The 25,052-nt window shown below is 64.7% G+C and carries 29 protein-coding genes; 7 read left to right on the top strand and 22 right to left on the bottom strand.

All coding sequences use genetic code 11. The features are described from left to right. Window positions 1–19 precede the first annotated feature (19 nt). The 5 genes from AC2FL1_RS00815 (at window position 20) to AC2FL1_RS00795 (ending at window position 4,889) form a co-directional block, all read left to right on the top strand. The gene (locus AC2FL1_RS00815) at window positions 20–319 is read left to right on the top strand and encodes an FtsB family cell division protein (protein WP_234136965.1); all 300 of its coding nucleotides are present in this window, start codon (window positions 20–22) and stop codon (window positions 317–319) included. Window positions 320–495: 176 nt separating this feature from the next. Beyond that, complete coding sequence (gene pdhA / locus AC2FL1_RS00810) at window positions 496–1,488, top strand: pyruvate dehydrogenase (acetyl-transferring) E1 component subunit alpha (RefSeq protein ID WP_496826177.1); 993 nt, start codon at window positions 496–498, stop codon at window positions 1,486–1,488. A 14-nt stretch (window positions 1,489–1,502) separates the two neighbouring features. Next, the gene (locus AC2FL1_RS00805; RefSeq protein ID WP_496875680.1) at window positions 1,503–2,885 is read left to right on the top strand and encodes a pyruvate dehydrogenase complex E1 component subunit beta; all 1,383 of its coding nucleotides are present in this window, start codon (window positions 1,503–1,505) and stop codon (window positions 2,883–2,885) included. Between the two features lie 12 nt (window positions 2,886–2,897). Then, window positions 2,898–4,217, top strand: a complete 1,320-nt coding sequence (locus AC2FL1_RS00800) for a pyruvate dehydrogenase complex dihydrolipoamide acetyltransferase (protein ID WP_496875679.1) — start codon at window positions 2,898–2,900, stop codon at window positions 4,215–4,217. 183 nt (window positions 4,218–4,400) lie between these two features. After that, window positions 4,401–4,889: a GFA family protein gene (locus tag AC2FL1_RS00795; RefSeq protein ID WP_496875678.1), complete on the top strand. Its 489-nt coding sequence runs from the start codon at window positions 4,401–4,403 to the stop codon at window positions 4,887–4,889. Window positions 4,890–5,074: 185 nt separating this feature from the next. Here the strand turns inward: AC2FL1_RS00795 and cysK are convergent, their stop codons facing one another. Together cysK and cysE are read right to left on the bottom strand one after the other, a co-directional pair. Continuing rightward, the gene (gene cysK / locus AC2FL1_RS00790) at window positions 5,075–6,139 is read right to left on the bottom strand and encodes a cysteine synthase A (protein WP_496875677.1); all 1,065 of its coding nucleotides are present in this window, start codon (window positions 6,137–6,139) and stop codon (window positions 5,075–5,077) included. A gap of 279 nt (window positions 6,140–6,418) precedes the next feature. After that, window positions 6,419–7,231: a serine O-acetyltransferase gene (gene cysE / locus AC2FL1_RS00785; protein ID WP_496875676.1), complete on the bottom strand. Its 813-nt coding sequence runs from the start codon at window positions 7,229–7,231 to the stop codon at window positions 6,419–6,421. Between the two features lie 84 nt (window positions 7,232–7,315). On the opposite strand from cysE, the gene AC2FL1_RS00780 reads away from it, so the two are divergent. Further along, complete coding sequence (locus tag AC2FL1_RS00780) at window positions 7,316–7,654, top strand: TraR/DksA family transcriptional regulator (protein WP_496875675.1); 339 nt, start codon at window positions 7,316–7,318, stop codon at window positions 7,652–7,654. On the opposite strand, the gene AC2FL1_RS00775 is transcribed toward AC2FL1_RS00780, so the two are convergent. The 18 genes from AC2FL1_RS00775 to AC2FL1_RS00690 all read right to left on the bottom strand — a co-directional run bounded on the left by AC2FL1_RS00775 (window position 7,635) and on the right by AC2FL1_RS00690 (window position 21,901). Next, complete coding sequence (locus AC2FL1_RS00775; RefSeq protein WP_496826189.1) at window positions 7,635–7,931, bottom strand: DUF7742 family protein; 297 nt, start codon at window positions 7,929–7,931, stop codon at window positions 7,635–7,637. The two genes, AC2FL1_RS00780 and AC2FL1_RS00775, sit on opposite strands and share 20 nt — an antisense overlap. Before the next feature lie 3 nt (window positions 7,932–7,934). Continuing rightward, window positions 7,935–11,861, bottom strand: a complete 3,927-nt coding sequence (locus tag AC2FL1_RS00770) for a baseplate multidomain protein megatron (RefSeq protein WP_496875674.1) — start codon at window positions 11,859–11,861, stop codon at window positions 7,935–7,937. Next, window positions 11,861–12,307 carry a C40 family peptidase gene (locus AC2FL1_RS00765; RefSeq protein ID WP_496875673.1) on the bottom strand — a complete coding sequence of 149 codons (447 nt, stop codon included), beginning with the start codon at window positions 12,305–12,307 and terminating at the stop codon, window positions 11,861–11,863. The genes AC2FL1_RS00770 and AC2FL1_RS00765 overlap by 1 nt, the downstream gene beginning before the upstream one ends. Next, window positions 12,304–13,191, bottom strand: a complete 888-nt coding sequence (locus tag AC2FL1_RS00760; protein ID WP_496875672.1) for a phage/gene transfer agent baseplate hub protein — start codon at window positions 13,189–13,191, stop codon at window positions 12,304–12,306. The genes AC2FL1_RS00765 and AC2FL1_RS00760 overlap by 4 nt, the downstream gene beginning before the upstream one ends. Beyond that, window positions 13,191–13,823: a phage distal tail protein, Rcc01695 family gene (locus AC2FL1_RS00755; protein WP_496875671.1), complete on the bottom strand. Its 633-nt coding sequence runs from the start codon at window positions 13,821–13,823 to the stop codon at window positions 13,191–13,193. The genes AC2FL1_RS00760 and AC2FL1_RS00755 overlap by 1 nt, the downstream gene beginning before the upstream one ends. A gap of 16 nt (window positions 13,824–13,839) precedes the next feature. Beyond that, a complete protein-coding gene (locus AC2FL1_RS00750; protein WP_496875670.1) occupies window positions 13,840–14,502 on the bottom strand; it encodes an RcGTA-type gene transfer agent tail tape measure protein in 663 nt (220 codons plus the stop codon). Continuing rightward, window positions 14,489–14,698 (bottom strand): rcc01693 family protein, encoded by a 210-nt coding sequence (locus tag AC2FL1_RS00745; RefSeq protein ID WP_496875669.1) that lies wholly within the window; start codon window positions 14,696–14,698, stop codon window positions 14,489–14,491. The genes AC2FL1_RS00750 and AC2FL1_RS00745 overlap by 14 nt, the downstream gene beginning before the upstream one ends. Beyond that, the gene (locus AC2FL1_RS00740; RefSeq protein WP_496875668.1) at window positions 14,695–15,015 is read right to left on the bottom strand and encodes a gene transfer agent family protein; all 321 of its coding nucleotides are present in this window, start codon (window positions 15,013–15,015) and stop codon (window positions 14,695–14,697) included. The genes AC2FL1_RS00745 and AC2FL1_RS00740 overlap by 4 nt, the downstream gene beginning before the upstream one ends. A 2-nt stretch (window positions 15,016–15,017) precedes the next feature. Next, window positions 15,018–15,431 carry a phage major tail protein, TP901-1 family gene (locus AC2FL1_RS00735; RefSeq protein ID WP_011047978.1) on the bottom strand — a complete coding sequence of 138 codons (414 nt, stop codon included), beginning with the start codon at window positions 15,429–15,431 and terminating at the stop codon, window positions 15,018–15,020. A gap of 24 nt (window positions 15,432–15,455) precedes the next feature. Beyond that, complete coding sequence (locus tag AC2FL1_RS00730; protein WP_496826201.1) at window positions 15,456–15,869, bottom strand: DUF3168 domain-containing protein; 414 nt, start codon at window positions 15,867–15,869, stop codon at window positions 15,456–15,458. Further along, window positions 15,866–16,204 (bottom strand): phage head closure protein, encoded by a 339-nt coding sequence (locus AC2FL1_RS00725; protein ID WP_496875667.1) that lies wholly within the window; start codon window positions 16,202–16,204, stop codon window positions 15,866–15,868. The genes AC2FL1_RS00730 and AC2FL1_RS00725 overlap by 4 nt, the downstream gene beginning before the upstream one ends. Beyond that, a complete protein-coding gene (locus AC2FL1_RS00720) occupies window positions 16,201–16,800 on the bottom strand; it encodes a head-tail connector protein (RefSeq protein WP_496826205.1) in 600 nt (199 codons plus the stop codon). The genes AC2FL1_RS00725 and AC2FL1_RS00720 overlap by 4 nt, the downstream gene beginning before the upstream one ends. A 164-nt stretch (window positions 16,801–16,964) precedes the next feature. Next, on the bottom strand, window positions 16,965–18,143 hold the full coding sequence (locus AC2FL1_RS00715; RefSeq protein WP_496875666.1) for a phage major capsid protein: 1,179 nt from the start codon (window positions 18,141–18,143) through the stop codon (window positions 16,965–16,967). Window positions 18,144–18,176: 33 nt separating this feature from the next. Further along, entirely contained in the window at window positions 18,177–18,734 is a 558-nt protein-coding gene (locus AC2FL1_RS00710) for an HK97 family phage prohead protease (RefSeq protein WP_496875665.1), read from the bottom strand. A gap of 28 nt (window positions 18,735–18,762) precedes the next feature. Further along, entirely contained in the window at window positions 18,763–18,987 is a 225-nt protein-coding gene (locus AC2FL1_RS00705) for a GTA head formation protein, RCAP_rcc01685 family (RefSeq protein ID WP_044029238.1), read from the bottom strand. Then, the gene (locus AC2FL1_RS00700; RefSeq protein ID WP_011047985.1) at window positions 18,980–20,152 is read right to left on the bottom strand and encodes a phage portal protein; all 1,173 of its coding nucleotides are present in this window, start codon (window positions 20,150–20,152) and stop codon (window positions 18,980–18,982) included. Before AC2FL1_RS00700 ends, AC2FL1_RS00705 begins: the two co-directional genes overlap by 8 nt. A gap of 125 nt (window positions 20,153–20,277) precedes the next feature. Continuing rightward, window positions 20,278–21,648, bottom strand: coding sequence for a DNA-packaging protein (locus AC2FL1_RS00695; protein ID WP_496875664.1), 1,371 nt, complete (start codon window positions 21,646–21,648; stop codon window positions 20,278–20,280). Continuing rightward, window positions 21,557–21,901 (bottom strand): hypothetical protein, encoded by a 345-nt coding sequence (locus AC2FL1_RS00690; RefSeq protein WP_044028337.1) that lies wholly within the window; start codon window positions 21,899–21,901, stop codon window positions 21,557–21,559. Before AC2FL1_RS00690 ends, AC2FL1_RS00695 begins: the two co-directional genes overlap by 92 nt. A gap of 256 nt (window positions 21,902–22,157) precedes the next feature. On the opposite strand from AC2FL1_RS00690, the gene AC2FL1_RS00685 reads away from it, so the two are divergent. Beyond that, window positions 22,158–22,544 carry a metallopeptidase family protein gene (locus tag AC2FL1_RS00685; protein ID WP_496826213.1) on the top strand — a complete coding sequence of 129 codons (387 nt, stop codon included), beginning with the start codon at window positions 22,158–22,160 and terminating at the stop codon, window positions 22,542–22,544. 64 nt (window positions 22,545–22,608) lie between these two features. Here AC2FL1_RS00685 and mltG read toward each other — a convergent pair whose 3' ends face one another. Then, window positions 22,609–23,763, bottom strand: a complete 1,155-nt coding sequence (mltG, locus tag AC2FL1_RS00680) for an endolytic transglycosylase MltG (protein ID WP_496875663.1) — start codon at window positions 23,761–23,763, stop codon at window positions 22,609–22,611. After that, window positions 23,763–25,028 carry a beta-ketoacyl-ACP synthase II gene (gene fabF / locus AC2FL1_RS00675; protein ID WP_496875662.1) on the bottom strand — a complete coding sequence of 422 codons (1,266 nt, stop codon included), beginning with the start codon at window positions 25,026–25,028 and terminating at the stop codon, window positions 23,763–23,765. The genes mltG and fabF overlap by 1 nt, the downstream gene beginning before the upstream one ends. Window positions 25,029–25,052 lie beyond the last annotated feature (24 nt).

Genomic DNA, 25,052 nt, shown 5'->3' with positions numbered 1-25,052 from the left:
TAGACGGCAGGTATCCCGCGTGTCACGGACAACCAGACCCAGCATCGGCGCGATCGCGTTTTTCGCGGTCTCTTTCGCGCTGGCGATCTATTTCACCTTTGCCGCTGTGCAGGGCGATTTCGGCCTGTTCCGCCGGGTCGAGATTGCCGCGGAGCGCGAGGTGCTGTCGCGCGACCTCGCCAAGGTCGAAGAACAGATCGACCGGATGGAAAACCTGACCCGGCGCCTGTCCGACGATTACCTGGACCTTGACCTGCTGGACGAACAGGCCCGCTCGGTGCTGGGACTTCTGCGCGCCGACGAGATCGTGATCCGCTGAGGCGCAGCGCCCGGATCTTTCGTAGAAAAATCTTCCAGATTCGAAAATCTCCTGCGAAGATTTTCGCGGTTCCGCCCCGCCTTGCCGCCGCGTCATATTAGCACTCGTCAGGCGGCAAAAAATGCTTTATTAGATAGTTTAATGCTAAACTATTTCACCGACAGAGGAATGGCGCCGTGACCGCGACGAGAAAGACCTCAAGAAAATCAAATACTTCCGCCGAAGAACTGAAACACTATTATCGCGAGATGCTGCTGATCCGCCGATTCGAGGAAAAGGCCGGCCAACTCTACGGCATGGGTCTGATCGGTGGTTTCTGCCATCTCTATATCGGCCAGGAAGCGGTTGTCGTTGGGCTTGAGGCCGCCGCCGAGGAGGGTGACAAGCGCATCACTTCGTATCGCGATCACGGCCACATGCTGGCTTGTGGCATGGATCCGGGCGGCGTCATGGCCGAACTGACCGGGCGCGAGGGCGGCCTGTCCAAAGGCAAAGGCGGCTCGATGCACATGTTCTCGAAAGAGAAGCATTTCTATGGTGGGCATGGCATCGTCGGCGCCCAGGTGCCGCTGGGCGCGGGCCTGGCCTTTGCCGACAAGTACCAGGAGAACGGGCGCGTCACCTTCACCTATTTCGGCGATGGCGCCGCCAACCAGGGCCAGGTCTATGAGACCTTCAACATGGCCGCCCTGTGGAAACTACCGGTCGTCTTCGTGATCGAGAACAACCAATACGCCATGGGTACCGCCCAGAAACGCTCGACATCCTCGCCCGATATCTACACCCGGGGCGAGGCCTTCGGCATTCCCGGCGAGACCGTCGACGGCATGAACGTGCTCTCGGTCAAGGAAGCCGGCGAAAAGGCCGTGGCCCACTGCCGCGCCGGCAAGGGCCCCTATATCCTTGAGGTCAAGACCTATCGCTATCGCGGCCACTCGATGTCGGACCCGGCCAAGTACCGCACCCGCGAAGAGGTGCAGAAGGTGCGCGAGCAGAGCGACCCGATCGAGATGGTGCGCGAGATGCTGCTGAGCGGCAAGCACGCCACCGAAGATGACCTGAAGGCGATCGACAAGGAGATCAAGGAGATCGTCAACCAGGCCGCCGAATTCTCGAAAGAAAGCCCCGAGCCGTCAGTCGACGAGCTCTGGACAGACATCTACGCCTGAGAGGACCTCACGACATGGCAACCGAAATCCTGATGCCCGCCCTGTCCCCCACCATGGAGGAAGGCACCCTGGCGAAATGGCTGGTCAAGGAGGGCGACACCGTCTCGTCCGGCGATATCCTGGCCGAGATCGAAACCGACAAGGCCACGATGGAGTTCGAGGCGGTCGACGAAGGCATCGTCGGCAAGATCCTGATCGCCGAAGGCACCGAAGGGGTCAAGGTCAACACCCCTATCGCCGTCCTGGTGGAAGAAGGCGAAAGCGTCGATGCGGCGCTGTCGGCCGCACCAGTGGCCGACGCGGGCAACGAGGCGGCCCCCGTAGGGGGCTCCGAGGCGCCCGCAGCCCCTGCCCCGGTCACAGCCCCCGCCGCCCCCAAGGTGGACCTGTCGCCCGACTGGCCGGCGGATGCTCCGATGAAATCGCAGACCGTGCGCGAGGCGCTGCGCGACGCGATGGCCGAAGAGATGCGCGCTGACGAGGCTGTCTATCTGATGGGCGAGGAAGTCGCCGAGTATCAGGGCGCCTACAAGATCAGCCAGGGAATGCTGGACGAGTTCGGCTCCAAGCGGGTAATCGACACGCCGATCACCGAGCACGGGTTTGCCGGGATCGCCGTCGGTTCGGCTTTTGGCGGGCTCAAGCCCATCGTCGAATTCATGACCTTCAACTTCGCCATGCAGGCGATCGACCATATCATCAACTCGGCTGCCAAGACGCTCTACATGTCCGGCGGCCAGATGGGCTGTCCGATCGTGTTCCGTGGCCCCAACGGCGCCGCCGCCCGCGTCGCCGCCCAGCACAGCCAGGACTATGCCGCCTGGTACATGCAGATCCCCGGCCTCAAGGTGGCGATGCCCTATTCGGCCGCCGATTACAAAGGCCTGATGAAATCGGCGATCCGCGATCCGAACCCGGTAATCTTCCTGGAGAACGAGATCCTCTATGGCCGCAGCTTCGAGGTGCCGCAGGTCGATGACCTGGTGGTGCCCTTCGGCAAGGCGCGGATCTGGCGCGAGGGCACCGACGTGACTATCGTCAGCTTCGGCATCGGCATGCAATACGCGCTTGAGGCCGCCGAGCGGTTGGCCGGCGACGGCATCAGCGCCGAGGTCATCGACCTGCGCACCCTGCGCCCGATGGACCTGCCCACCGTGATCAACTCGGTGATGAAGACCAACCGTCTGGTCACTGTCGAGGAAGGCTGGCCGCAAGGTTCCGTCGGCAGCTATATCGCGTCCGAGGTGATGCAGCAGGCGTTCGATTATCTCGACGCGCCGATCATCACCTGCACGGGCAAGGACGTGCCGATGCCCTATGCCGCGAACCTGGAAAAACTGGCGCTGATCACCACCGACGAGGTGGTCGCAGCCGTCAAACAAGTGACCTATCGGTAAGGAGCGACAGAGATGCCCACCGAAATCCTGATGCCCGCCCTGTCTCCCACCATGGAGGAAGGCACCCTGGCGAAATGGCTGGTCAAGGAAGGCGATAGCGTCTCCTCGGGCGACCTGCTGGCCGAGATCGAGACCGACAAGGCGACGATGGAGTTCGAAGCCGTCGACGAAGGCATCGTCGGCAAGATCCTGGTGCCCGAGGGCACCGAAGGGGTCAAGGTGAACACCCCCATCGCGGTACTGCTGGAAGAGGGTGAAAGCGCGGGAGATATAGCCAGCGCGCCCAAGGCGGCCCCGGCCGCCGCCGCGGGCAACGAGGCCGCCCCTGCGGCGTCCGAGGCGCCCGCAGCAGCCCCCACCGCGGCCCCGGCTGCACCCAAGGGTGCTGATGGTGGCCGCGTCTTCGCCTCGCCATTGGCGCGCCGGATCGCCGCTGACAAGGGGCTTGATCTGTCGCAAGTCGCAGGCTCCGGCCCGCATGGCCGGATCGTCAAGGCAGACGTGGTTGGCGCCACCGCCCCGGCAGCGGCGCCTGCCCCCGCTGCTGCGGCCCCTGCCCCCGCAGCCGCAGCTGCCGCTCCTGCCGCAGCAGCCCCCAGCGGACCCAGCGCCGATATGGTTGCCCGCATGTACGAGGGTCGCGAGTACGAAGAGGTCAAGCTCGACGGCATGCGCAAGACCATCGCCGCGCGCCTGTCCGAGGCCAAGCAGACGATTCCGCATTTCTACCTGCGCCGCGATATCAAGCTGGATGCGCTGATGAAGTTCCGCGCCCAGCTGAACAAGCAGCTCGAAGGGCGCGGCGTCAAGCTGAGCGTCAACGACTTCATCATCAAGGCGGTCGCCAACGCGCTGCAACAGGTGCCCGACTGCAACGCGGTCTGGGCCGGTGACCGGGTGCTGAAGCTGAAACCCTCGGACGTGGCCGTTGCCGTCGCCATCGAGGGCGGGCTGTTCACGCCGGTGCTGAAGGACGCCGACATGAAGTCGCTCTCGGCACTGTCGACCGAGATGAAGGATCTCGCCACCCGCGCCCGCGACCGCAAGCTGGCACCGCAGGAATACCAGGGCGGCAGCTTTGCCATCTCGAACCTGGGCATGTTCGGCATCGACAATTTCGACGCCATCGTGAACCCGCCGCATGCGGGTATCCTGGCGGTCGGTTCCGGCGTCAAGAAACCGGTGGTCGGCGCCGATGGCGAGCTGACCGTGGCCACCGTGATGTCGGTGACCATGTCGGTCGATCACCGGGTGATCGACGGGGCGCTTGGAGCACAGCTGTTGCAGGCGATCGTCGACAACCTGGAAAACCCGATGGTGATGCTGGCCTGAGAGGCCATCATTGTTAAATAGACAAAGCCCCGGCCCCATCGCCGGGGCTTTGATTTTTATACAACCGCTGTTTTCTTATGCACGCAAAGAGCCCTGATCGGCCTGACCAAAAGAACACCGGTACCGCCGAGCCCTGGACATGCTAGAAGGGAGTATCTTTGGGCGATATGAAAGGGTTTAGATATGTCGGAAGGGCATATGGGCCGCTGCCTTTGCGGAAATATAGCATACAATACGGGCAGCGAACCCCTTTGGGTGACAATTTGCTACTGCCGTTTCTGCCAGCGCGCTACAGGTTCGGACCGAATGATCGAACCCATATTCGAATACGAAACCTTTGCTTTCACCCGAGGCAATCCGGCCGTGTACACACTCCCTTCAGAAGGTAGCGGAAAAGACGTAAACGTTCACTTCTGCTCAAAATGCGGGACCAAGCTTGCTTTGACTTTCGAGCGCTGGCCCAATCGGCTGGGCATCTATATTGGTACGCTTGATGATCCGAGATCGATTTCGACCACGCCCGAGAACAGCAAGCACATTTTTGTCTCAGAAGCACGCAGTGGAACGATCCTTCCGGCTGGCTTCAAGACTTTCGACCGCCATGCCACAGAAAACGATGGAACGTCGATTGAGCCAACTGTGCATACGTCGCCTTATCTAGTGAGGAGTTGAGGCGCTACACCACCCTAAACCCGATGTCTGTTTTGTCCCGCAAAATGTAGACTGAGGCAAGCCAGCCACAGCACAACCGAGAGTGCCATTGACACTCCAAACGGGAGATCTTGCCTTTCTTCCTTCTCGAGATATTCACCTGCATCACAGCCACCGCCAGCACCAAACCAGCGGCGGCGCGCTGATCAGTATTGATATCCGGGAGTAGAGGCCGACAGCGCCTGCTCGGCCTCGTCCATCTCGGCCGCAATATCCTCGAACAGCGGCGTCGACAGGTACCGTTCGCCGGTATCGGGCAGCATCGCCAGCAGAACCGAGCCTTCGGGCGCGGTCTCGGCGACCTTCATAGCCGCCGCCAGGCTGGCGCCGCCCGATATCCCGGTCAGGATGCCCTCCTCGGCCGCCAGGCGTTTGGACCAGGTGATGCTTTCCGGGCCGCTCACCGGCTCCAGCGCGTCGAAATAGCCCTGATCCAGCGCCTCTTGCAGCACCAGCGGGATGAAATCCGGGGTCCAGCCCTGGATCGGATGCGGGTTGAAGGCGGGATGGGTCGCGGCGGGTTCACCCTCGGCATTGCGCTCTTGCGCCACTCCCGACTGCACCAGCGCGGCATTGGCGGGCTCGCTCAGCGTGATCTTCAGATCGGGCCGCGCGGTTTTCAGCACCCGGCCCAAACCGGTGACGGTACCACCGGTGCCATAGCCCAGCACCACATGGTCCAACCGCTCGCCGTCGAAATCGCCGAGGATCTCTTGCGCGGTGGTGGCCTCGTGGATATCGGCATTGTCCTTGGTCTCGAACTGATGCGCCAGGAACCAGCCATTCGCCTCGGCCAGTTCCTTGGCTTTCACCACCATCCCGACCGCCTTGTCTTCCTTGCGGGTCAACACCACCTTGGCGCCCAGCATCCGCATCAGGCGACGGCGTTCGACCGAAAACCCGTCATGCATGGTGATCACCAGCGGATAGCCCTTGGCGGCGCAGACCATGGCGAGACCAATGCCGGTATTGCCGCTGGTCGCCTCGACCACGGTCTGGCCCGGCTGCAATCGGCCCTCGCGTTCGGCGGCCTCGATGATGTTCAGCGCCAGCCGGTCCTTGACCGATCCCGCCGGGTTGAACGCCTCGAATTTCACGTACATCGTAACATGTCCCGGCGCGATCCTGTTCAGCCGGATCACGGGCGTATTGCCCACCGTTTCCAGGATCGAGCCATATAGCCGCCCGCGGCCCTTGGTCGTGAAGATCATTTTATGCCCCCAAGTCAAACTGCGAAAAGTCTTACCGTTGCATCAGATACTGCGCCGCGCAGGGCGGTACCGCAAGGCGCTCCAACTCAGATAGGACCAACCTCTCTCCATAATGGTCCAAAGCCGGAAGATTCCATTCCCACAACCCGAAAATCAAGATTAACAGTCTCAGGTAAGAGGTTAATTCAAAATATTTTCGCATCGAAACATCAACAGAAGAAGGGGCGCAATGCGCCCCTTTTCACATTCAAGACAAATGAAGTCCCGGCGACACGCGCCTCAGTCCGACCCGTTCGGGAAACGCTGATCCATGTTGATCGAGGGCTGGTCGCAGCCCGCCTCGCCCACGATCTTGGCCGGGATGCCCGCGACGGTCTTGCAGGGCGGCACCTCGCTCAGCACCACCGAACCGGCAGCGATGCGGCTACAATGGCCGACCTTGATATTGCCCAGCACCTTGGCCCCCGCCCCGATCAGCACGCCATCGCCAATCTTGGGGTGGCGGTCCTCTTCTTCCTTGCCGGTCCCGCCCAGCGTCACCGAATGCAGCATAGAAACGTTATTGCCGACGACCGCGGTTTCTCCGATGACGATGGAATGAGCGTGGTCGATCATGATCCCCTTGCCGATCCGGGCCGCCGGGTGAATGTCGACGCCAAAGATCTCAGACACCCGCATCTGGAAGAAATAGGCCAGGTCATAGCGCTTGCGTGTCCACAGCCAATGTGCCACGCGATAGGCCTGCATCGCCTGATATCCCTTGAAATACAGGATCGGCTGCAACAGCCGGTGGCAGGCCGGGTCACGCTCGTAGACCGCCATCAGGTCGGCGCGGGCGGCCTCGACCAACTCGGGCGCGCTGTCATAGGCATCGTCCACAATCTCACGCAGCACCATCATCGACATTTCGTTCGAGCAGAGCTTGGCCGAAATGCGATAGGACAGCGCCCTGTCCAGATTCTTGTGGTGCAGGATACAGGCATGCACCAGCCCACCCATCAGGGGCTCTCTGTCCACAGCGTCCTGCGCTTCGGCGGTGATCCGGTCCCAGACCGGGTCCACGGGTGCAAGTTTCTTGCGCGTTTCCATCATGGCCTGTCATCCTTCTTTGCGACTAATCTAGTCAGTTAGGATCGATTTGACCAACCTCAATACGTGATGGGCGTGGTGACGGAAATGAATGAGACCCAGCTTGCCCGTTTCCGGGCGCTGATTCAGGAGCGCTTGCAGGAACTGGGCGACAGCAGTGCGGTGGGGCAATCGGCGCGGGCGGTGGTCGAGTTGGATCAACAGTCGGTGGGCCGCCTCAGCCGGATGGACGCGCTTCAGAATCAGGCCATTGCCAAGGCCCAGCAGGCAAGGCGCGAGGTCGAGGCCCGCCGCCTGAGGCTGGCGCTCGACCGGATTTCGGTCAGAGAATACGGCTATTGCGACGGTTGTGGCGACGATCTGCCAGAGGAGCGGCTGACCCTCGATCCCGCCGCCACTCTTTGTGTCAGTTGCGCGCGCGGCTGACCTGACGGTCAATCAGCGCGCTCAGCACGATCTCGAAGCACCGGCAATAGCCCGGATCGTCGAACCCGGGCTCATTCGCCAACACCCGCTTGCGCGCCGCAGACATCAAAGAACCATTGCCAAACAGCGGATGGATCCGCCCGGTCGCACGGACATGGGCATCGGCCATCTCCGCCTCGGACAGCATCCGACGGCAGAGCGACCGACGTGTACCGGCGGGAGCGTGCAGCAAGGCCCGCGCCGCCGCGCTGACATCGCCATGCAGAACCGGACGCATCGCTCAGGTCTCGACAGTCAAGCTACGGAACAGACCCGGACCGAACCGGGCCGAAATCTGCGCCACCGACAAATCGAAGGGCCGCGCCACCGCATCCGCCACCTGCGCCGCCGCGCCATAGGTCCAAGCTGCTGACGACACGGTTTCTTCTCGCAGCACGCCACCATCCTTGATCACCCGGACCAGATAGCTTTCGCTTTCTTCGCCCAGGGGCACCTCGGGCAGGCTCCAGTCGTCGCCGTCGATCCGGGTGCGCCGCACCCATGAGAGCTGAATGTCGGCACCGTTCTCGACCGCGCGCAGATGGGCCGGGGCATAGGGTCGAAACCCGATGCCGTCAAACGCCTCGACCCGGTGCACATAGGATGGATCGTCATAACTCCGACGAGACGGGCCGATCCGGTAGTGCCGCGCGATCCGCCGTTCCGAACTGGCCAGGTCAAGCTGTACCACGCGCGGGTCGATCAGCACGAATTGCGAGCCCGCCGGCCAGACGTCGGGCATCAAGGCATCGCTGCCCAACTGTCCCCTCAGCCGGTTGCGCAGCAGATAGGTATCGGGCGCGATCAACTCGGCATCGCGGAACTGGAACAGCTCCCAATTGCCGGTCGAGCCGTCCCCGATCGCCGCCAGATTCTCTCCACTCAGAATGGCCTCGCGCGGGCGCGATTCCAGCTCTCCGGCGACAAGCTTTACCTGGACCGCGTTGCCACGATCCCACAGCCCTGGGCGGGCACGCGCCAGCGGCGTTTCGGTTACCCCGATCACCGCCCGCGCAGCTACGATCTTGTCCAGCCTATAGGCCTCGTCACTTGCCGAGGAATAGATCGCCACCGAGCCCGGCCATGGCTGCGCGGTGATCGCCACATGCGGCGCATGCGGCACCTCGTCCCCGGTCATCAACGGCAGGTCCATCAGCATTGGCAGAACCGGAACCGGGGGTACGAATTCCTGCACCACCGGGCTATCATCCGCCATATCCGCGGTGAGATATACATTCGGCTCAATCCGCACCGCCTCGATCAGCTGCATATGCGCCTGCTCGACCCGGTCGATACGGTAAAGCCCGCCGATCTCGTCTCCGGCCTCAGGCAGACGAATGACATCACCCGCGCCCAGCGCCAGCCGCGAGGGCGGCAACGCAAAACGGATCGTATCGCGACCCAGACGGGCTTCGGCCAGCCAGCGTTCCACCGTCTGACGTCCTTCGGCACGAGTCAGCGCCAGCGGCATCTCGTTCGAGGATACGGCATGGGTGGCATCATCGGGCAGAACCGCCTCTTCGGCCACCACATCATGGTTGGCATCCGCCTGGACAAAGCGAAGCCTAACCCGCCCGCTCAACTCCAGATCAGACTCGCGCCGGTGTTCCAGCGCGCCATCGATCTCTTCGTGAACGGCCAGCAACGCGCGGTCCAGTTCGACCGGGCGCCCCCCGTCACGCAGGCGAAAGACCAGCTTGCCATCGCGTTCGATCGCATCGAACCCGTATCGCAGCATCAGCGGTTGCAGCGCTGATCGGGCATCGCTGACCTGATCGACAGTATAGCCCCGCACGATGCCCCACAGCGCTCCCAGATCCACGGCCTGCACCTTGGCGCGGGCACAGATCTCGCGCACGACCGAGGCCAGCGTCCGGTTGCCAGACCGCCCGTTCAGCCAGTGACCGCGCGCGTAATTCGCCCCATCGGCCCAGAGTTCGCGATTGTTGGGAAAGGCCGGATAAGGCCGCACATCCCAAGCCCAGACATAGGCATTGGCCATGTCGATCATCGGCGCCTGATACTCGACCGAGACCGGATTGTTCCCCGGATCGTTCCAATACCCCAGAACCGCGTTCAGATAGGCCAGCTGCATCAGGTCGTCGCGCGCGCCATTCGAGTATTTCGGCAGGCTCGATTCCGAGGATTTCGGATCGAGGAACTTGTTGGGCTGATTGGTGCCCTTGTCCACAGCCGCGCAGCCAAGCTCGGTAAACCAGATCGGTTTCGATTGCGGCACCCAATCGGTGGGCAAAGCCTGACGGTTGCCCCCGATCCGCTCGTGATGGGGGTTGGCCCACCAGTTGCGGATATCCTTGTAACGCCAGATCCAGGCCTCGCCATGGGCATCATCCGTGATCGGCGTGCGAATCTGCGCCGCCTCCGCCTCGGGCGAATGGTAATACCAGTGATAGCCCTCGCCGCCCTCGACATTGGCGCGCAGATAGTCCTGCTCATAGATGTGGCGGGTTCCGGCCCGGGCATCGGCATGGTCTTCGCCATCGCGCCAATCGGATAGCGGCATGTAGTTGTCGATACCGACAAAGTCGATCTCGGGATCGGCCCAAAGCGGGTCGAGATGGAAATAGCGGTCCCCGCTGCCATCCTGCGGCTGATAGCCGAAATACTCGCTCCAGTCGGCGGCATAGCCCAGCTTGGTTTCCGGCCCCAGAATGGTCCGTACCTCTGCCGCCAGAGCGCGCAAGGCCTGAACGGCCGGAAACCCGGCGGCGCCCCGGATCTGGGTCAGGCCGCGCATCTCGGAACTGATGCAAAAGGCCGACACCCCGCCCGCCGCCTTGCACAACGCCGCATAGTGCAGGATGAACCGACGCAGCCCCCAATCTTCGCCACCGGTATAGGTCACCACCCCGTCGCCGATCACGAAATCCGTGGCCGAGGCCGCGCCAAAGAACGCCGCCACTTCGGCATCCGCTGCCGCGGTACCGTCCGGAGTGCCCGGCTGGGTCGGCGCCAGGCTCAGCGTGATCCGCCCCCGCCAGGGCAGATGCGGCTGCCCCTCCTCGCCCGTCCAAGGGTTGGTCAGCATATTGCCCGCCAGCTGATCCATCAGGATGAACGGATAGAACATCACCCGCTGCCCAGCATCGTTCATGTGCCGGATCGCCTCGACCACCGCCGCGTCGGCCGGAGTCCCACCATAGATCGGGCGGTCTTCGATCCGGGCGATCTCGTCCACCGTGGCCCGGGTCAGGCCCGAGACCCGCCAGGGCATGTTGCTGCCGTCGATATTCTTGCGCTCGACCTTCGGCTTGATCTCACACTCGCCACAGCGCAGATCGCCACCGAACCAAGACACCACCAGCGAGGCGGCGCCAACCCCCGGCAACTCGTCCTCCATCGCCTCCAGCGAGGTGACCAGATCGGTCTGCCCGGACGGAGAGTTGCTGTTGGCCGCCCAATAGCTGCCCGGCCCGTTGGAATAGTTCACCTGAGTGGTGGCCAGCCCGTACTCACCGGTCCCCGGAATCAGCGCGACACCCTTGACCAGCCCCGCCAGCCCCAGCTCGCCAGGATCGGCATCGGGCTGGTCGCCTCGCACCACCTCGAACGAGAATTGCGGCACCCGGTTGCCGAACCGGTCCAAGTCCAGATCCTCGAACACCACATAGGCGGTACCGCGATAGGCAGGCACCAGACCCGCGCCCTCGACCACTTCCATCACCGGGTCAGGCAGTTGATCCGCAGTGCCGCGATAGACGCGCATGTTCAACTCGTCCGGCGCGATCTCGTCCCCATCCGCCCAGACGCGGCGCACTCCGGCAATCTCGCCCTCGCAGAGCGCAACCGCCAGCGACACCGAATAGCTGTACTGCGTGGTTCTCGGTTGTGGGCGCGAGCCCTTGCCCCCGCCACTCGTCGTCGTGGTCTCGACGAAATCCGAGGCCCATATCACCTGACCGCCCACCCGCATCCGGCCATAGACCTGCGCGATGGCATGCCCCTCGCCGGAATTGGTCAGCCGGAACCGGTCGACCTTGCCGGTTTCCACCGCTTCGGCGCCCGAGCCCAGCAACCGCTGGTCCAGAACCCGTCCTACGGTCGCGCCTACGGCTCGCCCCAGCACTGCCGTAGACAGCCCCGCAACGGTGCCGCCGACAGAGCCACCAATCGCCGCACCCGCAGCGGAAAGAAGTATCGTCGCCATCAACTCACCTCCTGAGGAAATTCGAACCGGGACACCACACGCCGCAGCCACGGCGCGCTCAGGGGGCTCTCGACCACGCCATGCCCGGAATAAGCGTGGATGAACCGGGGGCAGGTCCCGATCTCGGACACGATGCCCAGATGTTTGGCGACGCTGCCGCCAAGCATCCGGAACAACAGCACCTCTCCGGGCACCACAGGCCCGGGCGCGGTTTCGATCAGATGTCGACGCGCGGCCAGCCACAGGCGTTCCTCGCCCTGAGGTTCGGACCAGTCCATCGAATAGGCCGGCACGGCTTCAGGCTCACGCCCATAAAGCCCACGCCAGATGCCCCGGATCAGACCCAGGCAATCACTGCCCGCCCCCGGGGTCGAGGCCTGATGCCGATAGGGCGTGCCAAGCCATTTGCGGGCAATGGCAACCGCGTCACAGCCACGCCCGGTCATCTCAGGCTCCCGCCACTATTGGCCCCGGTCCGCTTGGGGCTGGCCATGACCCAATCCTCGCGCGGCAAATCTGGGAAGCCCTGAAAATTCAGCAGGTTGTTGAACTTCAGGCGGCAGGTTTCCATTCGCTTGTCGCAGCCCGCCGTCAACCGCAGCCCGTCGCCCGGGCGCAGCACGGCCCGGATCGGCTCCCACAGCTCGATTTCGCGACCCGCTGCCGTCACCTTGTCCGACTTGATCAGCGCCCACAGTCCCACCGCCGCACCGCCGGTCACATCGAGCCGCCCACGCTGGAACCAGCCCGGCTCAAACCCGGACAGATCGGCCCAGCGAAACACCCGACCCTCGTCGACCTGCTCCACCGTGATCTCTGCCCGGTATCCGGGCTGATCCAGGTCGAACCGGCAGGTGCCATCACCCAGAACCGCCGTACAAGGTTTCTGAAACACTCGGCCCAGCGGCTGGTTCAGCGCATCGGTCAACCCGCGCAACTCTGCCTGAAACGCACCGCCGCCACGACGCAACTCACCGATCGAGCCGCGAAACTGCAACCAGCGCTGCTCCGGCTCGGCCCAGTTGACCAGCCAAGACAGTACCTCGGCCCCGTCGAACCGGCCCGCCTCGATATCCTCCTCGCGCACCGCCGCGTCGCTGAGCGCGCCCAGCGCCTCGGAATTGTCCACCGACAGGCCGGTGCTCTGCTCCAGCGCAGCCGCCGTCAGACCGCTATCGGCCTTGAAGGTGAACCCGTCGAACTCCAGCATGCAGTCGTGATCAGTGAACCCGAACCGCACCCCGTCCTTGCGCAGGATCGCCCAACAGCGACACAACGTGGTCACCCCACTGGCCAGATGCGCCTGCATTGCCTCGCTCGGCCCGCCCATCACACACGCACCTCGACCACCGGTACATTGGGCACGTCGCCCGCGCGGAAACTGGCCACGCTGGTCTGGATCCGGTCGGTGTCGAAGCGCACCGGCACATCGAACTCAAACCCGGCACTGATCTGCACACCAACCGGAGGCGGCGCCTCGAAACGCACAAGACCGGTGGTCACGTCCACCTCGTAATCCACCGCTTCTTTCATCTCGTCCTGATCCAGACCGATCCGGACCGTACCCAATACCGGTTTGCTGATCGGGCGGGCATAGCTGACGGTGCCGGACCGATATGTCTTGACCAGCGGAAAGGCGGTCTCGACCCCGTCGCCCACTGCGATCACCTGATCGTCATAGCGCGGCTCGACCGAGGCGCGGCTCGACTTGAAGTCGGACCAGTCCTTCCACCGGAACCCGTAAACCTGCCCCTGGCGCGCCTCGAAGAACGCGATCAGCGTCTCGATATCGTCCAGCGAGCGCATGCCCACCCCCGCGTCATAGCGCCGGCGCGCATGTGCCCAAGGAGAGTTGCGCTCCTCGAACCCGTTCACCAGCGTCACGATGTCGGTGCGCCGCTCGGGGCCCCCGATCGAGCCAAAGCTCAGATTGGCGGGAAATCTCACCTCGTGGAAATTCATGATCCGCTCCCTCTTGTTACCGATTGCGATTGCCGCGGCCCAGCGCGCGGCCCATCTGGGCGGCGATCTGACCCTGGCTGCGGCGGAACCCCTGCACATCGGGGGTGGTGATGTTCATCACCACGTTCACTGCGCGACCGCCGCCACTGTTGCGCACGCCCAGCTTGCCATCGGCGCCGCGCGCAAGCGGCATGATCGCCTCCGGCCCCGCCTCGCCCATCAACCCCATGCCGCTCCGCATGGGAAAGGCCACCGGCCCGCTCACCACGCCACCGCTGGCAAAGGGCATCACCCGGCCCTGGCTGAACGAACCGCCCTTGGCAAAAGGCAACAGCCCCTCGAACAGTGAGCCCACACCATCCGCGATCAGCCCGCCGAAATGATCGGTCACCGGCTTGATCGCAGCCGAATAGGTGGTCTGGATCATCGACCGGGCCACCGTTTCCAGCGCGTCGGACAGTTTCATGCCGTCCAGCACGACGCCATCGAAGGCGCGGCGCAGCCCCTTGGACAGGCCCCGCTCCAGCGTCTGCACATCCTGCCCGGTGGCTGCCAGCGCGCTGCGCACCCGGCGCAGCTCTGCGTCAAAGCCCGCAGCCATGACGGCGGCATCGCCCAGCGTATCGCCCAGGCTTTCGCCCGTGGCTTCCAGTTCCGAAAACCCGTCAGTCTCCGCCATGATCCTCTCCTTCTGTCTGGTCCGGCCACGCCGCCAGCAGCGCATCAAGTCCGGCGCGGCCCATCGGCGCGGTTCCGGCACCCTGACCCAGCATCAGCCGCAACTCGGCCGGGGTCAGGCGCCAGAACGCCTCGGGCGTCAGCCGCAATCCCAACATCCCGGCCCGCATCAACGCGGGCCAGTCGAACCCGTTCATGTTTCCCCCGGCAGCATGAAGGCGCGCGCCAGAAGTTCCGCCGCCGCCCGCGCCGCCGCGAGCGGCCCACCGGCAATCTCGGCCCGCAGAAGCTGGGCGCGGGTCACATCCGCGCCCCCGCCCCTGAGCCCGGCAACCACCAGCGCCAACAGGTCACGGCTGGAAAACGCTCCCCCCTCGAACCGCTGCACCAGTTCCACCAGCGAGCCGCTCTCCAGCTCGGCCTCAAGCTCGGCCAACGCGCCCAGCGTCAGCTTCAGCACCCGTTGCTGCCCATCGATGACCAGGGCCACCTCTCCCGTCCACGGATTGGCCATGATCAGATCGCGGTAAAGCTGAGGGCACCGGCGCTGGCCAGGCTCACCTCATAGGTCGCCTCGCCATTGTGGCTGCCCGCATAGTCGATGCCGGTCACCTGGAACGGCCCCTCAACAATGCCGAAATCAGGGATGATCACCTGGAAATCAGGCGTCTCGCCGTCAAAGAACAGCTGCCGCGCCCGCTCGTCCGTGCCCGCATCCTTGAACACGCCCGAGCCCGAGATCGAGGCCGATTTGACCCCCGCCCCCGACAAGAGTTCGCGCCAGCCCCCCTGGCTCTCAAGGCTGGTGACATCCACGCTCTCGGCGTTAAAGCTCACGCGGGTGGCACGCAGCCCCGCGATGGTTTCGAACAGGCCCGTGCCGTTCATGTCCACTTTGACCAGCAGGTCCTTGCCGTTCTGGGCACCCATGATGTTACTCCACGTTCAGGTTGATCAATTGTCTTCGACGCGGGCGCGAAACCGCAGGTCGATCTGCCGGACCGCGCCCCCTGTTCCGGTGCGCCGGGCCGAGGCCCGGTCGAACCACAGCCCCACCAGACGCCCACGCGCCAGGCTCAGCGCCGCATCGTCCAGCGCATCGCTCACCGCGCCCGCCAGCGTCTTGGCCCCGGCGAACCCTGCTGCCTCCGAGATCACCGAGACGGTGAGCCGGTGCTCGGCCCCCACGCCGCTCTGGTCCGAGGCGTCGCGCACCTCTTCCGGACCCAGCAGCACATAGGTCTGCGGCAGCGTGCCCGGTGGCAGCGCATCGTAAATGTCCGTCCCCACCAGGGCCGCCACCCCGGTATCCGCCAGCAGGTGCTGATAGACCGCCGTCTGCAACGCCGCCGCCACGCCATAGCTCATGCCGCTACCTCCTCATCCGCAAAACAGGTCAGAAACCGCCCGGCCGGGTCATGCTCGGCCACCGCCCGGATCACGAAAACACGGGCGCCATCGGTGAACCGCTGTTCGGGCGCGGGCCGCATCGAAGACCCTTCGGGCGCCGCGTGCACAGTGATCCGATAGCTCACCCGCGAGCGCGAAGCGCCCGCCTCGAACCGCTCGGCCCCGCTGCGCGCACTGACATCGGCCCAGACCGTGCCAAGGGCCGTCCAGCTCTCGGCATAGCCCCCCGCGCCGTCAGCCACCCGCGCGGGCGTCTCCAGCACCAGGCGCCGGTTCAGATGCGGCGCCCTCATTGCACCACCCCCGAACCGAAACGCACGGTGCGATAGCGCTGAATCAGGCTGGTGACGCCAAAGGGCATGCAGCCATCGCCCAGCGCGGTCTCGTGCCGGTATTCATAGTAATGCGCCGCCAAGAGCAGCACCGCCTGGCCCAGATCGGCCGGCAGCCCGCCCCAATCGGCGGCCATCCCGGCCACCAGCGCGACAACCGCCGCGCCACCGGTGGCCACGGTCGGCAACAGCGCGCCCGCAGGGCGCAACCGCGGCCGCTGGCTGTCGCGCTCCAACCGATAGGCGGCCGGGTCCAGCACCGTGTCCTGCCCGCCCCCATCGCGCAGCGTCACCGAGGTGACCATCTGCACCGGCACCACCGGCAACACTTCACCCGTGGCATCGCGCCAGTTGTAGACGGTCCAGGAAAACTGACGCGAGATCAGGATCTTGCCCGTTCGCGCCTCGATTGCGGCGATGGCTGCGCGCAGGAAACTGCGTAACACCTCGTCCTGCACGTCATCCTCTGCAAACCCGGTGCCCAGCCGCAAATGCGCCTTGAACTGTGCCACCGGCAGCGCGGCGTCCGCAACGGCGGTCTCTTCGATCAACATCATCAATTCACTCCGCAAGCTCGGGCCCCTCCGGGCCGTTCGTCTCAGGTCATGCGGGCCCGCGCCGCCTCACGTTGCTCGGACGGAGGGGAGCAGCTAGACAACGCCAGGAAAACCGGCGCGCGCCCGCACCCGAGGCCGGTTCCCCGGCCCCGGACCCGGCCCCGTTAGACGGTGCCGAATTTCAGCAGCTTGATCGCGGCAAAGTCGCTCACGTCGCCGCCCACGCGCTTCGTGGCATAGAACAGCACGTGCGGCTTGGCGCTGAACGGGTCGCGCAGCACGCGCAGATCCGGGCGCTCGGCCACGGTATAGCCGGCGTTGAAGTCGCCAAACGCGATGGAGTAGCTGTCGGTCGCCGGGTCGGGCATGTCCTCGGCGATCACCACCGGATAGCCCATCAGCCGCGCGGGCTCGCCCGCCGCCAGACCGTCCGACCACAGGAAGCGGCCATCGGCATCCTTCAGCTTGCGGATGGTGCCCGCGGTCTTCGAGTTCATCACAAAGGCGCCGTTGGCCCGGTACTGCGCACCCAGCGCATAGACCAGATCGACGATATCGTCGGCGTCCACGCCACCGGCCACACCCGAGGCGACATAGCCGATATTGCCCCAGGTCCAGCTGTCATTGTCGACCGCGGCATGGTTCAGGAAACCGCGCGGCTTGTTGACCCCGTCCCCGTTGATAAAGCTCTGCGCCTCGGCGCGGGCGAACTTGTTGGCGATACGGTCGGCCAGCCAGCCCTCGATATCGAACGCGCTGTCATCCAGCAGGCGCTGGCTTGCCTTGGGCAGGGCGCTCAGCTCGTGCAGCGGGATCGAGATACGGTCGATCGACGGCGTCCCGGTCTCGCTGGCCGCCGCGGTCTCGTCCGCCCAGCCGGCACCGATATCGGTGTGGTCGATCAGAACGTCGAACGAGTTCGCCTCCACATGCACCACCGAGGCGATCGCGCGGATCGAGGCCGTCGCATGCAGCACCGACTTGATGCGCTCGGCGGTCTGCGGATCGACCAGATAGCCGCCATCGCTGTTGATCGCGGTCGACATCGCCTTGCCTTCCAGGGTCAGACCCCGCAGCGCGTCGTCATCGCCCGAGCGCAGATAGGCGTCAAACGCCTTCTGATGCGGGGCGCCGTCCTCGACGGCGGCGGCCAGATGCGGACGCGCCGCGGTGAGTGATTTACGATCCAGCATGGTCATACGCTCTTCTGTCTGTTTCAGTTTGGTTTCAACTTCGGTGCGAAACCCATTGAATTCATTCACGAAGCCAGTCATCGCCTGCTTCACCTCCTGAACCAGGGGCACACCCTCTCCGGCCAAGGCCGGGATCTCGGTCTTGCTCATCGGCACGTCCTTTTCGGGTGGGTTGCGGCGCGCTTACCTTCGCGCCAGTTCCTGCCGGGCGCTGTCGAACAGCTCGGCAATGCTGCGCCAGGTCTGCTCGACCTCGGGGGATGTCCCCTTGGCTGCGACCCGGGCACTGGGCAGCATGGGAAAGGTCACCAGTGACACTTCCCACAGCTCCAGTTCGGTCAAGAGCCGCTGGCCCTTGTCATTCTTGCTGGCCCGGCGGGTGCGATAGCCGATCGACAGCCCGTCGATGGCGCCCGCACGGATCAGCGCCGCCGCCTCGCGCCCTTTCTGGGTGCTTTCCAGCAGCCGGCCCTTGACCCACAGGCCTCGGCCATCCTCGCGCACCTCGTCCCAGACCCCGATCGGCTGGGCCGGATCGTGCTGCCACAGCATCTTGACCCGCTGTCCCCCGGCCTCCAGCGTCTTCAGCGAGGCCGCATAGGCCCCCGCCTGCACATTGTCGCCGCCCTGATCGGTCTGGCCGAACAGGCTGGCATAACCCTCGATCACCGCATCCTCGCTGACGGTCAGACCATCGCCGAAGCGGGCGAATTTATGTTCAAGTCCGGTGTCCATATCCATGAAACACTCCTTGTAAACCATTGTCATCTCAGGGAGAAATCACCAGGAACGATTGAAAGACCTGGGCCAGGATCGCACCCGCGACACCGTAAACCGTCAGCCACAGCCGCCGTTCCATCCGCTCGATCGCCTCGTCCAGCTGATCCAGCCGGCGGCACAGATGCTCATGCTGCAACGCGGCCACCCGCTCATGCGCTTCCAGCCGCAGCCCCGGCGCGCAGTCAAAGGGCGCATAGCCCGGACCCTCAGCCATCGGCATCCTCCGCCAGCGCCGGCAGGCCCAGCAGCATCCGCTTTTCCGCCCCGGTCAGGAAATCGGCGCGGCTGACCCGCGCCCATTGCGCATCGCGCTCGGCGGCCAGCGCCGGCACCTGGTCCAGGTCGGGCTTCAACAGCACCTCCTCGCCCGACAGGCCCGACAGCCAGTCCGACAGGTTGGCCGCCACCCGCGTCACCAGGGGCAGAACCGTCAGGCGGTAAAACGCCCGATTGGCCTCCTGATAGTTCGAATAGGTCGCGTCGCCCTGGATGCCCAGCAGCATCGGCGGCACGCCAAAGGCCAGCGCGATCTCGCGGGCGGCGGCTTCCTTGGTCTTCTGAAACTCCATGTCCGAGGGCGAAAAACCCATCGGCTTCCAGTCCAGCCCGCCTTCCAGCACCATCGGCCGGCCAGCATTGCGGGCGCCCTGGAAATTCGCCTCGATCTCGTCCGACAGTCGGCGGAACTGGTCCTCGGCCATCACGCCCTGCCCGTCGCTGCCGGTCCAGACCAGCGCGCCCGAGGGCCGCGCCGCATTGTCGAGCAGCGATTTCGACCAGCGCGAGGCCGCGTTATGCACATCCACCGCCATCGCTGCCGCCTGCATCGGCGAAAAGCCGTAGTGATCGTCCTGCGGGTGGAAAGACTTGATATGGCAGATGCTCGCGGCATCGAAACGATGCGACTTGCCGCCTACCGTGTATTCATAGGCCACCGGCCAGCCATCGGCGCCGGGCACCACCCGCATCCGGTCCGAGCGCAGCACATGCAGCTCGATCGGCAGGTCATCGGCGCCGCGCACCGCCTCGACATAGGCATCCCCCGACAACAGCAACTGCCCGAACAGCGCCTCCATCAGCTCGGCCCGGCCCTGCGCGCCATTGGGGCGGCGGATCAGGCTCAGCATCGGGTGCGTCTCATAGCGCTGCATCCGGTCCTGCAACACCAGCGGCAACGCCGCCGCCGCCTCGGAAATCAGCTTGACCGAGCGGAACCCCACCGGATTGCCCGCAAACCCCGTCCGCGTCAGCGAGGCGGTGTCACGCGGGCTCCAGGCGACCCGGCCCGCATTGTGCCAGGCCACCACCGGCCCCGCCGCGCTGGCCTTGGCCTCGGGCGCTTCCGCTCCGGCCCCACGACGCAGGAAATCAAAGATCATGGCAATGCTCCTATCTTCTCGCCCGGCGCCGGATGCGCTGCGGCCTTGTTGATGAGAGTTATCGTCGAAGATTGTTCAGGACCCGGAAACAGACCGTTCGCAGCTAGTGCAACGGCCCGCGCGGCTCACAGCACCCGCACCCGCGGGCGCCTGTAGGCCGCCGCAGGCGCGATCATCAGCTCGTGCAGCGCCCAGACCAGCGCGTCCACCCGGTCGGGCGATCCATGCCCCTCGTAGCCGCGCGCAGTCATCTGGCCCATCTGCTCTTCCAGCGCGGTCAGCCCCGCCACATGGCGCACCCGCTCCTGTTCATAAAGCGCCGCCACCGGCTCGGCCCGCGCCACCTTGCCCCGCGCCGCATGCACCGCCTTGAAGGGCACCAACGGATCCACCTGGCGCAGCACCTCCTCGACCAGCTGGCCGCCCTGATTGACCTCGGCCACCAGCCGCTCGGCGCCAAACGCATCCATCGCGGAAATCGCCGTCTTGGCCCAGGTGGTCGGCCCGGCGCCCTGCACCGTGCGATCCGCCAGCACCCAGGCGCGCCAGTCCTGCGGCGGCCCCTGCATCTGCGCGCCCACAACCACGATGCCGCAGGCATCGCTGCTGGCTCCGCCGCTGACCGACGGGTCCAGTGCCACCACCACCCGATCGAGTTCAGGCACGCTCGACGTGCGCGCGCGGTCCAGCATCTCGGCGGTCCACAACGCCCCCTCGGCATCGGCCAGCAACACCCCGTCCAGCTCCTGCCGCCCCAGCCGCGTGCCCGCATAGCGCGCCCGCACCTCCTCCAGAAAGCTCTCGGCCAGATTGGCCCGGTTCGCCTCGGTCGGCGCATGGGTCTGTACCGTGCTGGGCGCAGCCAGCAGGTCCTTCAGCAGCTTCACGTTGCGCGGCGTCGTGGTCACGCAAACCTGTGGCCGCTCCCCCAACCGCAGCGCAAATTGCAGCATGTCCCAGGTTTCGCCCGCCTTTTTCCACTTGGCCAGCTCATCCACCCAGGCCGCGTCGAATTGCGGCCCGCGTAACCCCTCGGGGTCCTGCGCAGAAAAGGCCTGCGCCTCGGCGCCGTTGGGCCAGATCAGCTTGCGCTCGCTGGCCTTCCAGTGGGGGCGGCGGTCGGGCGGCGAACAGGCCAGGATACCGCTGTCGCCAAACACCATCACATCGCGCACCTGATCATAGGTCTCGCCCACCAGCGCCACCCGCCGCGCGCGCCCCGCATCCAGCGGTCGGGACCCTTCGACCTGGGCGCGCACCCATTCGGCCCCGGCCCGGGTCTTGCCCGCGCCGCGCCCGCCCAGGATCACCCAGGCGCGCCAATCGCCCTCGGGCGGCAGCTGATGCGCCATCGCCCAGAAGTCGAAAAGAAAAGGGAGGGCACATAGCCCCCCCTCCCCGATTTCATTCAGAAACCGCTCCCTCTCGGCAACACTTGCGCAGGCGAGCAAGGCGGCACCCGATCTCAGATCGGGCGCGGTCAAGGTCCAGGGCATATCCGCCCTGGGCAATGCCTGCTTCTCGTCGGACTTGTTCGGCAAAACTGGCCTCCACTTTCTGACACTCACGGATCAGGCTGGCCGCCTGACCCATCTGCTTGCCATATCCGGCAAGATCACCATCCTCCCCGGCTCGGATCCGTTTCTGCAGGTCTTCCGCCGCATTACGCAGATCGCGAATGGAATTTTCCAACGACTGAAGCAGTTCAGCCGTCCGGGAAATCCGCTCCTCCGGGGTAATCAAAGTCATATGTGCTCGTGACCTCATGCGAGAGTGAACTCCGCACGAGAGAGACGAAAAAACGGCCACCGGGGTCACCCCCGGGGCCGTTCGCGCATCTCTTCTAGCATGACACAACCTATACTCGAAACCGCTCTCTGAGTCAAGCGTTTCGCGCAACAGAGCAACAGGCAACGCACTGAAATCGTTAACAAAACCTTATCTGCGTCGAGGCCGCACCCGAAATGGGGTTTTCACCCACCGCAACCACCGCCATATCACGGACATGCGCACCGATCTTGATCATTTCGAAACCGTCGCCCGCCAGACCGTCGACACGATGCCAACCGCCTTTCGCAGCCATGCGCAGGCGGTGCTGCTGCGGGTGGCGGACTGGCCGGATGCCGACATGCTGGATGCGCTTGGCATGGACGACCCGCTTGAATTGACCGGCCTCTACGAGGGCATTCCGATGACCGAGAAATCGGTTGGCGATTTCGCCGCTCCTCCCGACACGGTCTGGCTGTTCCGGGAACCGATCCTGGACGAGTGGCGCGCACGCGGCGATATCGTATTGGACATGCTGATTGCCCATGTGGTGGTACATGAATTCGCGCATCATTTTGGCTGGTCGGACGAGGATATCGCCACCATCGACGCCTGGTGGCTCTGAGCGCCCTGCCCCTCACCCAATGACAAAAACCAAACGCCCGGACCCGAGGGTCCGGGCGCGATCGTCAATTGCCCTGTTGCTGGGCCTCGATCTCGCGCCATTTGGCGACGTTGCGGTTATGCTCTTCCAACGTCTCGGCAAAGGCGTGGCCACCACTGCCGTCGGCAACGAAAAAGACATAATCAGTCGTGTCGGGATTGACCGCAGCCTCTAGGCTCGCCAATCCGGGATTGGCAATCGGCGTCGGAGGCAATCCTTCGATCACATAAGTATTCCAGGGCGTTACGCCACGAAGCTCACTTTGACGCAGCCCCCGGCCCAGCACGCCCTTACCCTTGGTGATGCCATAGATCACGGTCGGGTCCGTCTGCAAACGCATGCCTCGGTCCAGGCGATTGACAAAGACGCTGGCCACCTGGCGGCGCTCTTCGGGCACACCGGTTTCCTTCTCGATGATGGAGGCCAGGATCAGCATTTCCTCGCGGCTCTGCAGCGGCAGGCCGTCTACGCGTGCCTCCCAGGCGGCGTTGATCCGCAGCTCCTGCTTCTCCTGCATCTGGGCCAGCAGCGCGGCACGCTCCATCCCCACCGTCACGTCATAGCTGTCGGGGGCCAGCAGTCCCTCGCGCGGCAGCTCGTCCACCTCACCCGCCAGCACGTCCCAGGCCTTCAGCCCTTCGACCACCTGCCAGCTGGTGACGCCCTCGGCCATGGCCAACCGGTACCGGGTGTCACGCTCGGCGCGTTTCTCGCCATAGACCGCGGGCGCCTCGCCCTCGCTGGGATCAAACTCGACCAGTTCCACGAATTGCTCGGTGGCCGGATCCAGCTCGCGCACTTCCAGCAACAGGCGATTCACGCCGATACGATAGACGATCTCGGTGCCGCAGCTGCTGGCGCCGCCACGGGTGATCTGGTCGATGATCTCCTCCATCGAAGCGCCTTCCTTGACCAGATAGCTGCCCGCCTTCAGTTGTGTCGCCTTTTCGGAGTAGCGCGCACTGATACGGAACATGGCGCCACTGCTGACCGCGCCCGAGGCCTCAAGATCGCGGCTGACGCGAGTCATGTTCGACCCGCTCTTGACCTGAAGACAGATCGCCTCTTCCAGCGGGCCCTGCGCGGTGTATTGCGACTTGCCCCACAGGATCACCCCGGCCAGCAGAAACAGGCCAACCGCCAGCACGGTCAGCATGTTCGACGCGAGAGCACGCCACATCAGTCGACCTTTCCGAAGATCACGCTCGCATTGGTCCCGCCAAAGCCGAAGGAGTTCGACAGCGCCACGTCGATCTTGCGCGCCCGCTTGGCGTTGGGCGCCAGATCAACCGGGGTGTCCACCGCAGGGTTGTCCAGGTTGATCGTCGGCGGCGCCACCTGATCGCGGATCGCCAGGATCGAAAAGATCGCCTCGATCGCGCCGGCAGCGCCCAACAGGTGCCCGGTGGACGATTTGGTCGAGGACATGGTGACATTGGCCGCATGGTTGCCCAACAGCCGCTCCACCGCGCCCAGCTCGATCGTATCGGCCATGGTCGAGGTGCCATGCGCGTTGATGTAATCCAGATCCGACGGCTCCAGCCCGGCGCTGCGCAGCGCGGCGCGCATCGAGCGTTCGGCCCCGTCGCCGGTCTCGGACGGCGCGGTGATGTGATAGGCATCGCCCGACATGCCATAGCCCAAGACTTCGGCATAAATCTTGGCACCGCGCGCCTTGGCGTGCTCGTAATCCTCAAGCACCACGATGCCCGCACCCTCGCCCATCACGAACCCGTCGCGATCGGTGTCATAGGGGCGGCTGGCCGCCTTGGGGTTGTCGGCATATTTGGTCGACAGCGCCTTGCAGGCGTTGAACCCGGCAATACCGATCTCACAGATACAGGCCTCGCCGCCGCCGGCGATCATCACATCTGCGTCACCGGCCCGGATGATCCGGCTGGCATCGCCAATCGCATGTGCGCCGGTCGAACAGGCGGTCACCACAGAATGATTGGGTCCCTTGAACCCGTGGCGGATCGACACCTGCCCCGAGGCCAGGTTGATCAACGCGCCGGGGATAAAGAAGGGCGACACCCGGCGCGGCCCCTTCTCCTTGATCAGGTTCGCGGTATCGGCGATCGAGCCCAACCCGCCGATGCCCGACCCGATCAGAACGCCGGTGCGCAGCCGGTCCTCTTCGTCCTCGGGCAGCCAGTTGGCGTCCTTGCAGGCCATCTCGGCGGCCGCGATCGAATAGAGGATGAAGTCCTCGATCTTGCGCTGCTCTTTCGGCGGCATCCAATCATCGGGATTGAAGGTGCCATCGCTGCCGTCGCCGCGTGGGACCTCGCAGGCATAGGTCGTGGTGACGCCCGACGCCACCGCATCGAACCGCGTGATCGGACCCGCGCCCGATTGTCCGTCCAGCAGGCGGGACCATGTTTCCTCGACCCCGCTGGCCAAAGGAGTGATCAGTCCCAGTCCGGTTACAACGACTCTGCGCATGAATTGCCTCTTGCCTTCTTGGTG

It is taken from the genome of Ruegeria sp. YKSF070 (assembly GCF_059612725.1).
Note: the sequence above shows the minus strand (reverse complement) of the source record. Positions and strands in the feature narration are given on the sequence as shown.

Bases quoted from the DNA above. Each gene is read 5' to 3' on its own strand.
- AC2FL1_RS00770 (WP_496875674.1), bottom strand. From the start codon at position 11,861: ATGGCGACGATACTTCTTTCCGCTGCGGGTGCGGCGATTGGTGGCTCT.
- AC2FL1_RS00745 (WP_496875669.1), bottom strand. From the start codon at position 14,698: ATGAACGGGTTCGACTGGCCCGCGTTGATGCGGGCCGGGATGTTGGGA.
- AC2FL1_RS00735 (WP_011047978.1), bottom strand. From the start codon at position 15,431: ATGGGTGCCCAGAACGGCAAGGACCTGCTGGTCAAAGTGGACATGAAC.
- AC2FL1_RS00720 (WP_496826205.1), bottom strand. From the start codon at position 16,800: ATGATGTTGATCGAAGAGACCGCCGTTGCGGACGCCGCGCTGCCGGTG.
- AC2FL1_RS00805 (WP_496875680.1), top strand. From the start codon at position 1,503: ATGGCAACCGAAATCCTGATGCCCGCCCTGTCCCCCACCATGGAGGAA.
- AC2FL1_RS00685 (WP_496826213.1), top strand. From the start codon at position 22,158: ATGCGCACCGATCTTGATCATTTCGAAACCGTCGCCCGCCAGACCGTC.
- AC2FL1_RS00690 (WP_044028337.1), bottom strand. From the start codon at position 21,901: ATGACTTTGATTACCCCGGAGGAGCGGATTTCCCGGACGGCTGAACTG.
- AC2FL1_RS00715 (WP_496875666.1), bottom strand. From the start codon at position 18,143: ATGAGCAAGACCGAGATCCCGGCCTTGGCCGGAGAGGGTGTGCCCCTG.
- AC2FL1_RS00800 (WP_496875679.1), top strand. From the start codon at position 2,898: ATGCCCACCGAAATCCTGATGCCCGCCCTGTCTCCCACCATGGAGGAA.
- AC2FL1_RS00730 (WP_496826201.1), bottom strand. From the start codon at position 15,869: ATGAGCTATGGCGTGGCGGCGGCGTTGCAGACGGCGGTCTATCAGCAC.
- mltG (WP_496875663.1), bottom strand. From the start codon at position 23,763: ATGTGGCGTGCTCTCGCGTCGAACATGCTGACCGTGCTGGCGGTTGGC.
- AC2FL1_RS00710 (WP_496875665.1), bottom strand. From the start codon at position 18,734: ATGGATATGGACACCGGACTTGAACATAAATTCGCCCGCTTCGGCGAT.
- AC2FL1_RS00755 (WP_496875671.1), bottom strand. From the start codon at position 13,823: ATGAATTTCCACGAGGTGAGATTTCCCGCCAATCTGAGCTTTGGCTCG.
- AC2FL1_RS00740 (WP_496875668.1), bottom strand. From the start codon at position 15,015: ATGGCCAATCCGTGGACGGGAGAGGTGGCCCTGGTCATCGATGGGCAG.
- AC2FL1_RS00750 (WP_496875670.1), bottom strand. From the start codon at position 14,502: ATGGCGGAGACTGACGGGTTTTCGGAACTGGAAGCCACGGGCGAAAGC.
- AC2FL1_RS00725 (WP_496875667.1), bottom strand. From the start codon at position 16,204: ATGAGGGCGCCGCATCTGAACCGGCGCCTGGTGCTGGAGACGCCCGCG.
- AC2FL1_RS00695 (WP_496875664.1), bottom strand. From the start codon at position 21,648: ATGCCCTGGACCTTGACCGCGCCCGATCTGAGATCGGGTGCCGCCTTG.
- cysK (WP_496875677.1), bottom strand. From the start codon at position 6,139: ATGATCTTCACGACCAAGGGCCGCGGGCGGCTATATGGCTCGATCCTG.
- AC2FL1_RS00760 (WP_496875672.1), bottom strand. From the start codon at position 13,191: ATGGGCGGGCCGAGCGAGGCAATGCAGGCGCATCTGGCCAGTGGGGTG.
- AC2FL1_RS00700 (WP_011047985.1), bottom strand. From the start codon at position 20,152: ATGATCTTTGATTTCCTGCGTCGTGGGGCCGGAGCGGAAGCGCCCGAG.
- AC2FL1_RS00795 (WP_496875678.1), top strand. From the start codon at position 4,401: ATGTCGGAAGGGCATATGGGCCGCTGCCTTTGCGGAAATATAGCATAC.
- AC2FL1_RS00775 (WP_496826189.1), bottom strand. From the start codon at position 7,931: ATGCGTCCGGTTCTGCATGGCGATGTCAGCGCGGCGGCGCGGGCCTTG.
- AC2FL1_RS00780 (WP_496875675.1), top strand. From the start codon at position 7,316: ATGAATGAGACCCAGCTTGCCCGTTTCCGGGCGCTGATTCAGGAGCGC.
- fabF (WP_496875662.1), bottom strand. From the start codon at position 25,028: ATGCGCAGAGTCGTTGTAACCGGACTGGGACTGATCACTCCTTTGGCC.
- AC2FL1_RS00705 (WP_044029238.1), bottom strand. From the start codon at position 18,987: ATGGCTGAGGGTCCGGGCTATGCGCCCTTTGACTGCGCGCCGGGGCTG.
- AC2FL1_RS00765 (WP_496875673.1), bottom strand. From the start codon at position 12,307: ATGACCGGGCGTGGCTGTGACGCGGTTGCCATTGCCCGCAAATGGCTT.
- cysE (WP_496875676.1), bottom strand. From the start codon at position 7,231: ATGATGGAAACGCGCAAGAAACTTGCACCCGTGGACCCGGTCTGGGAC.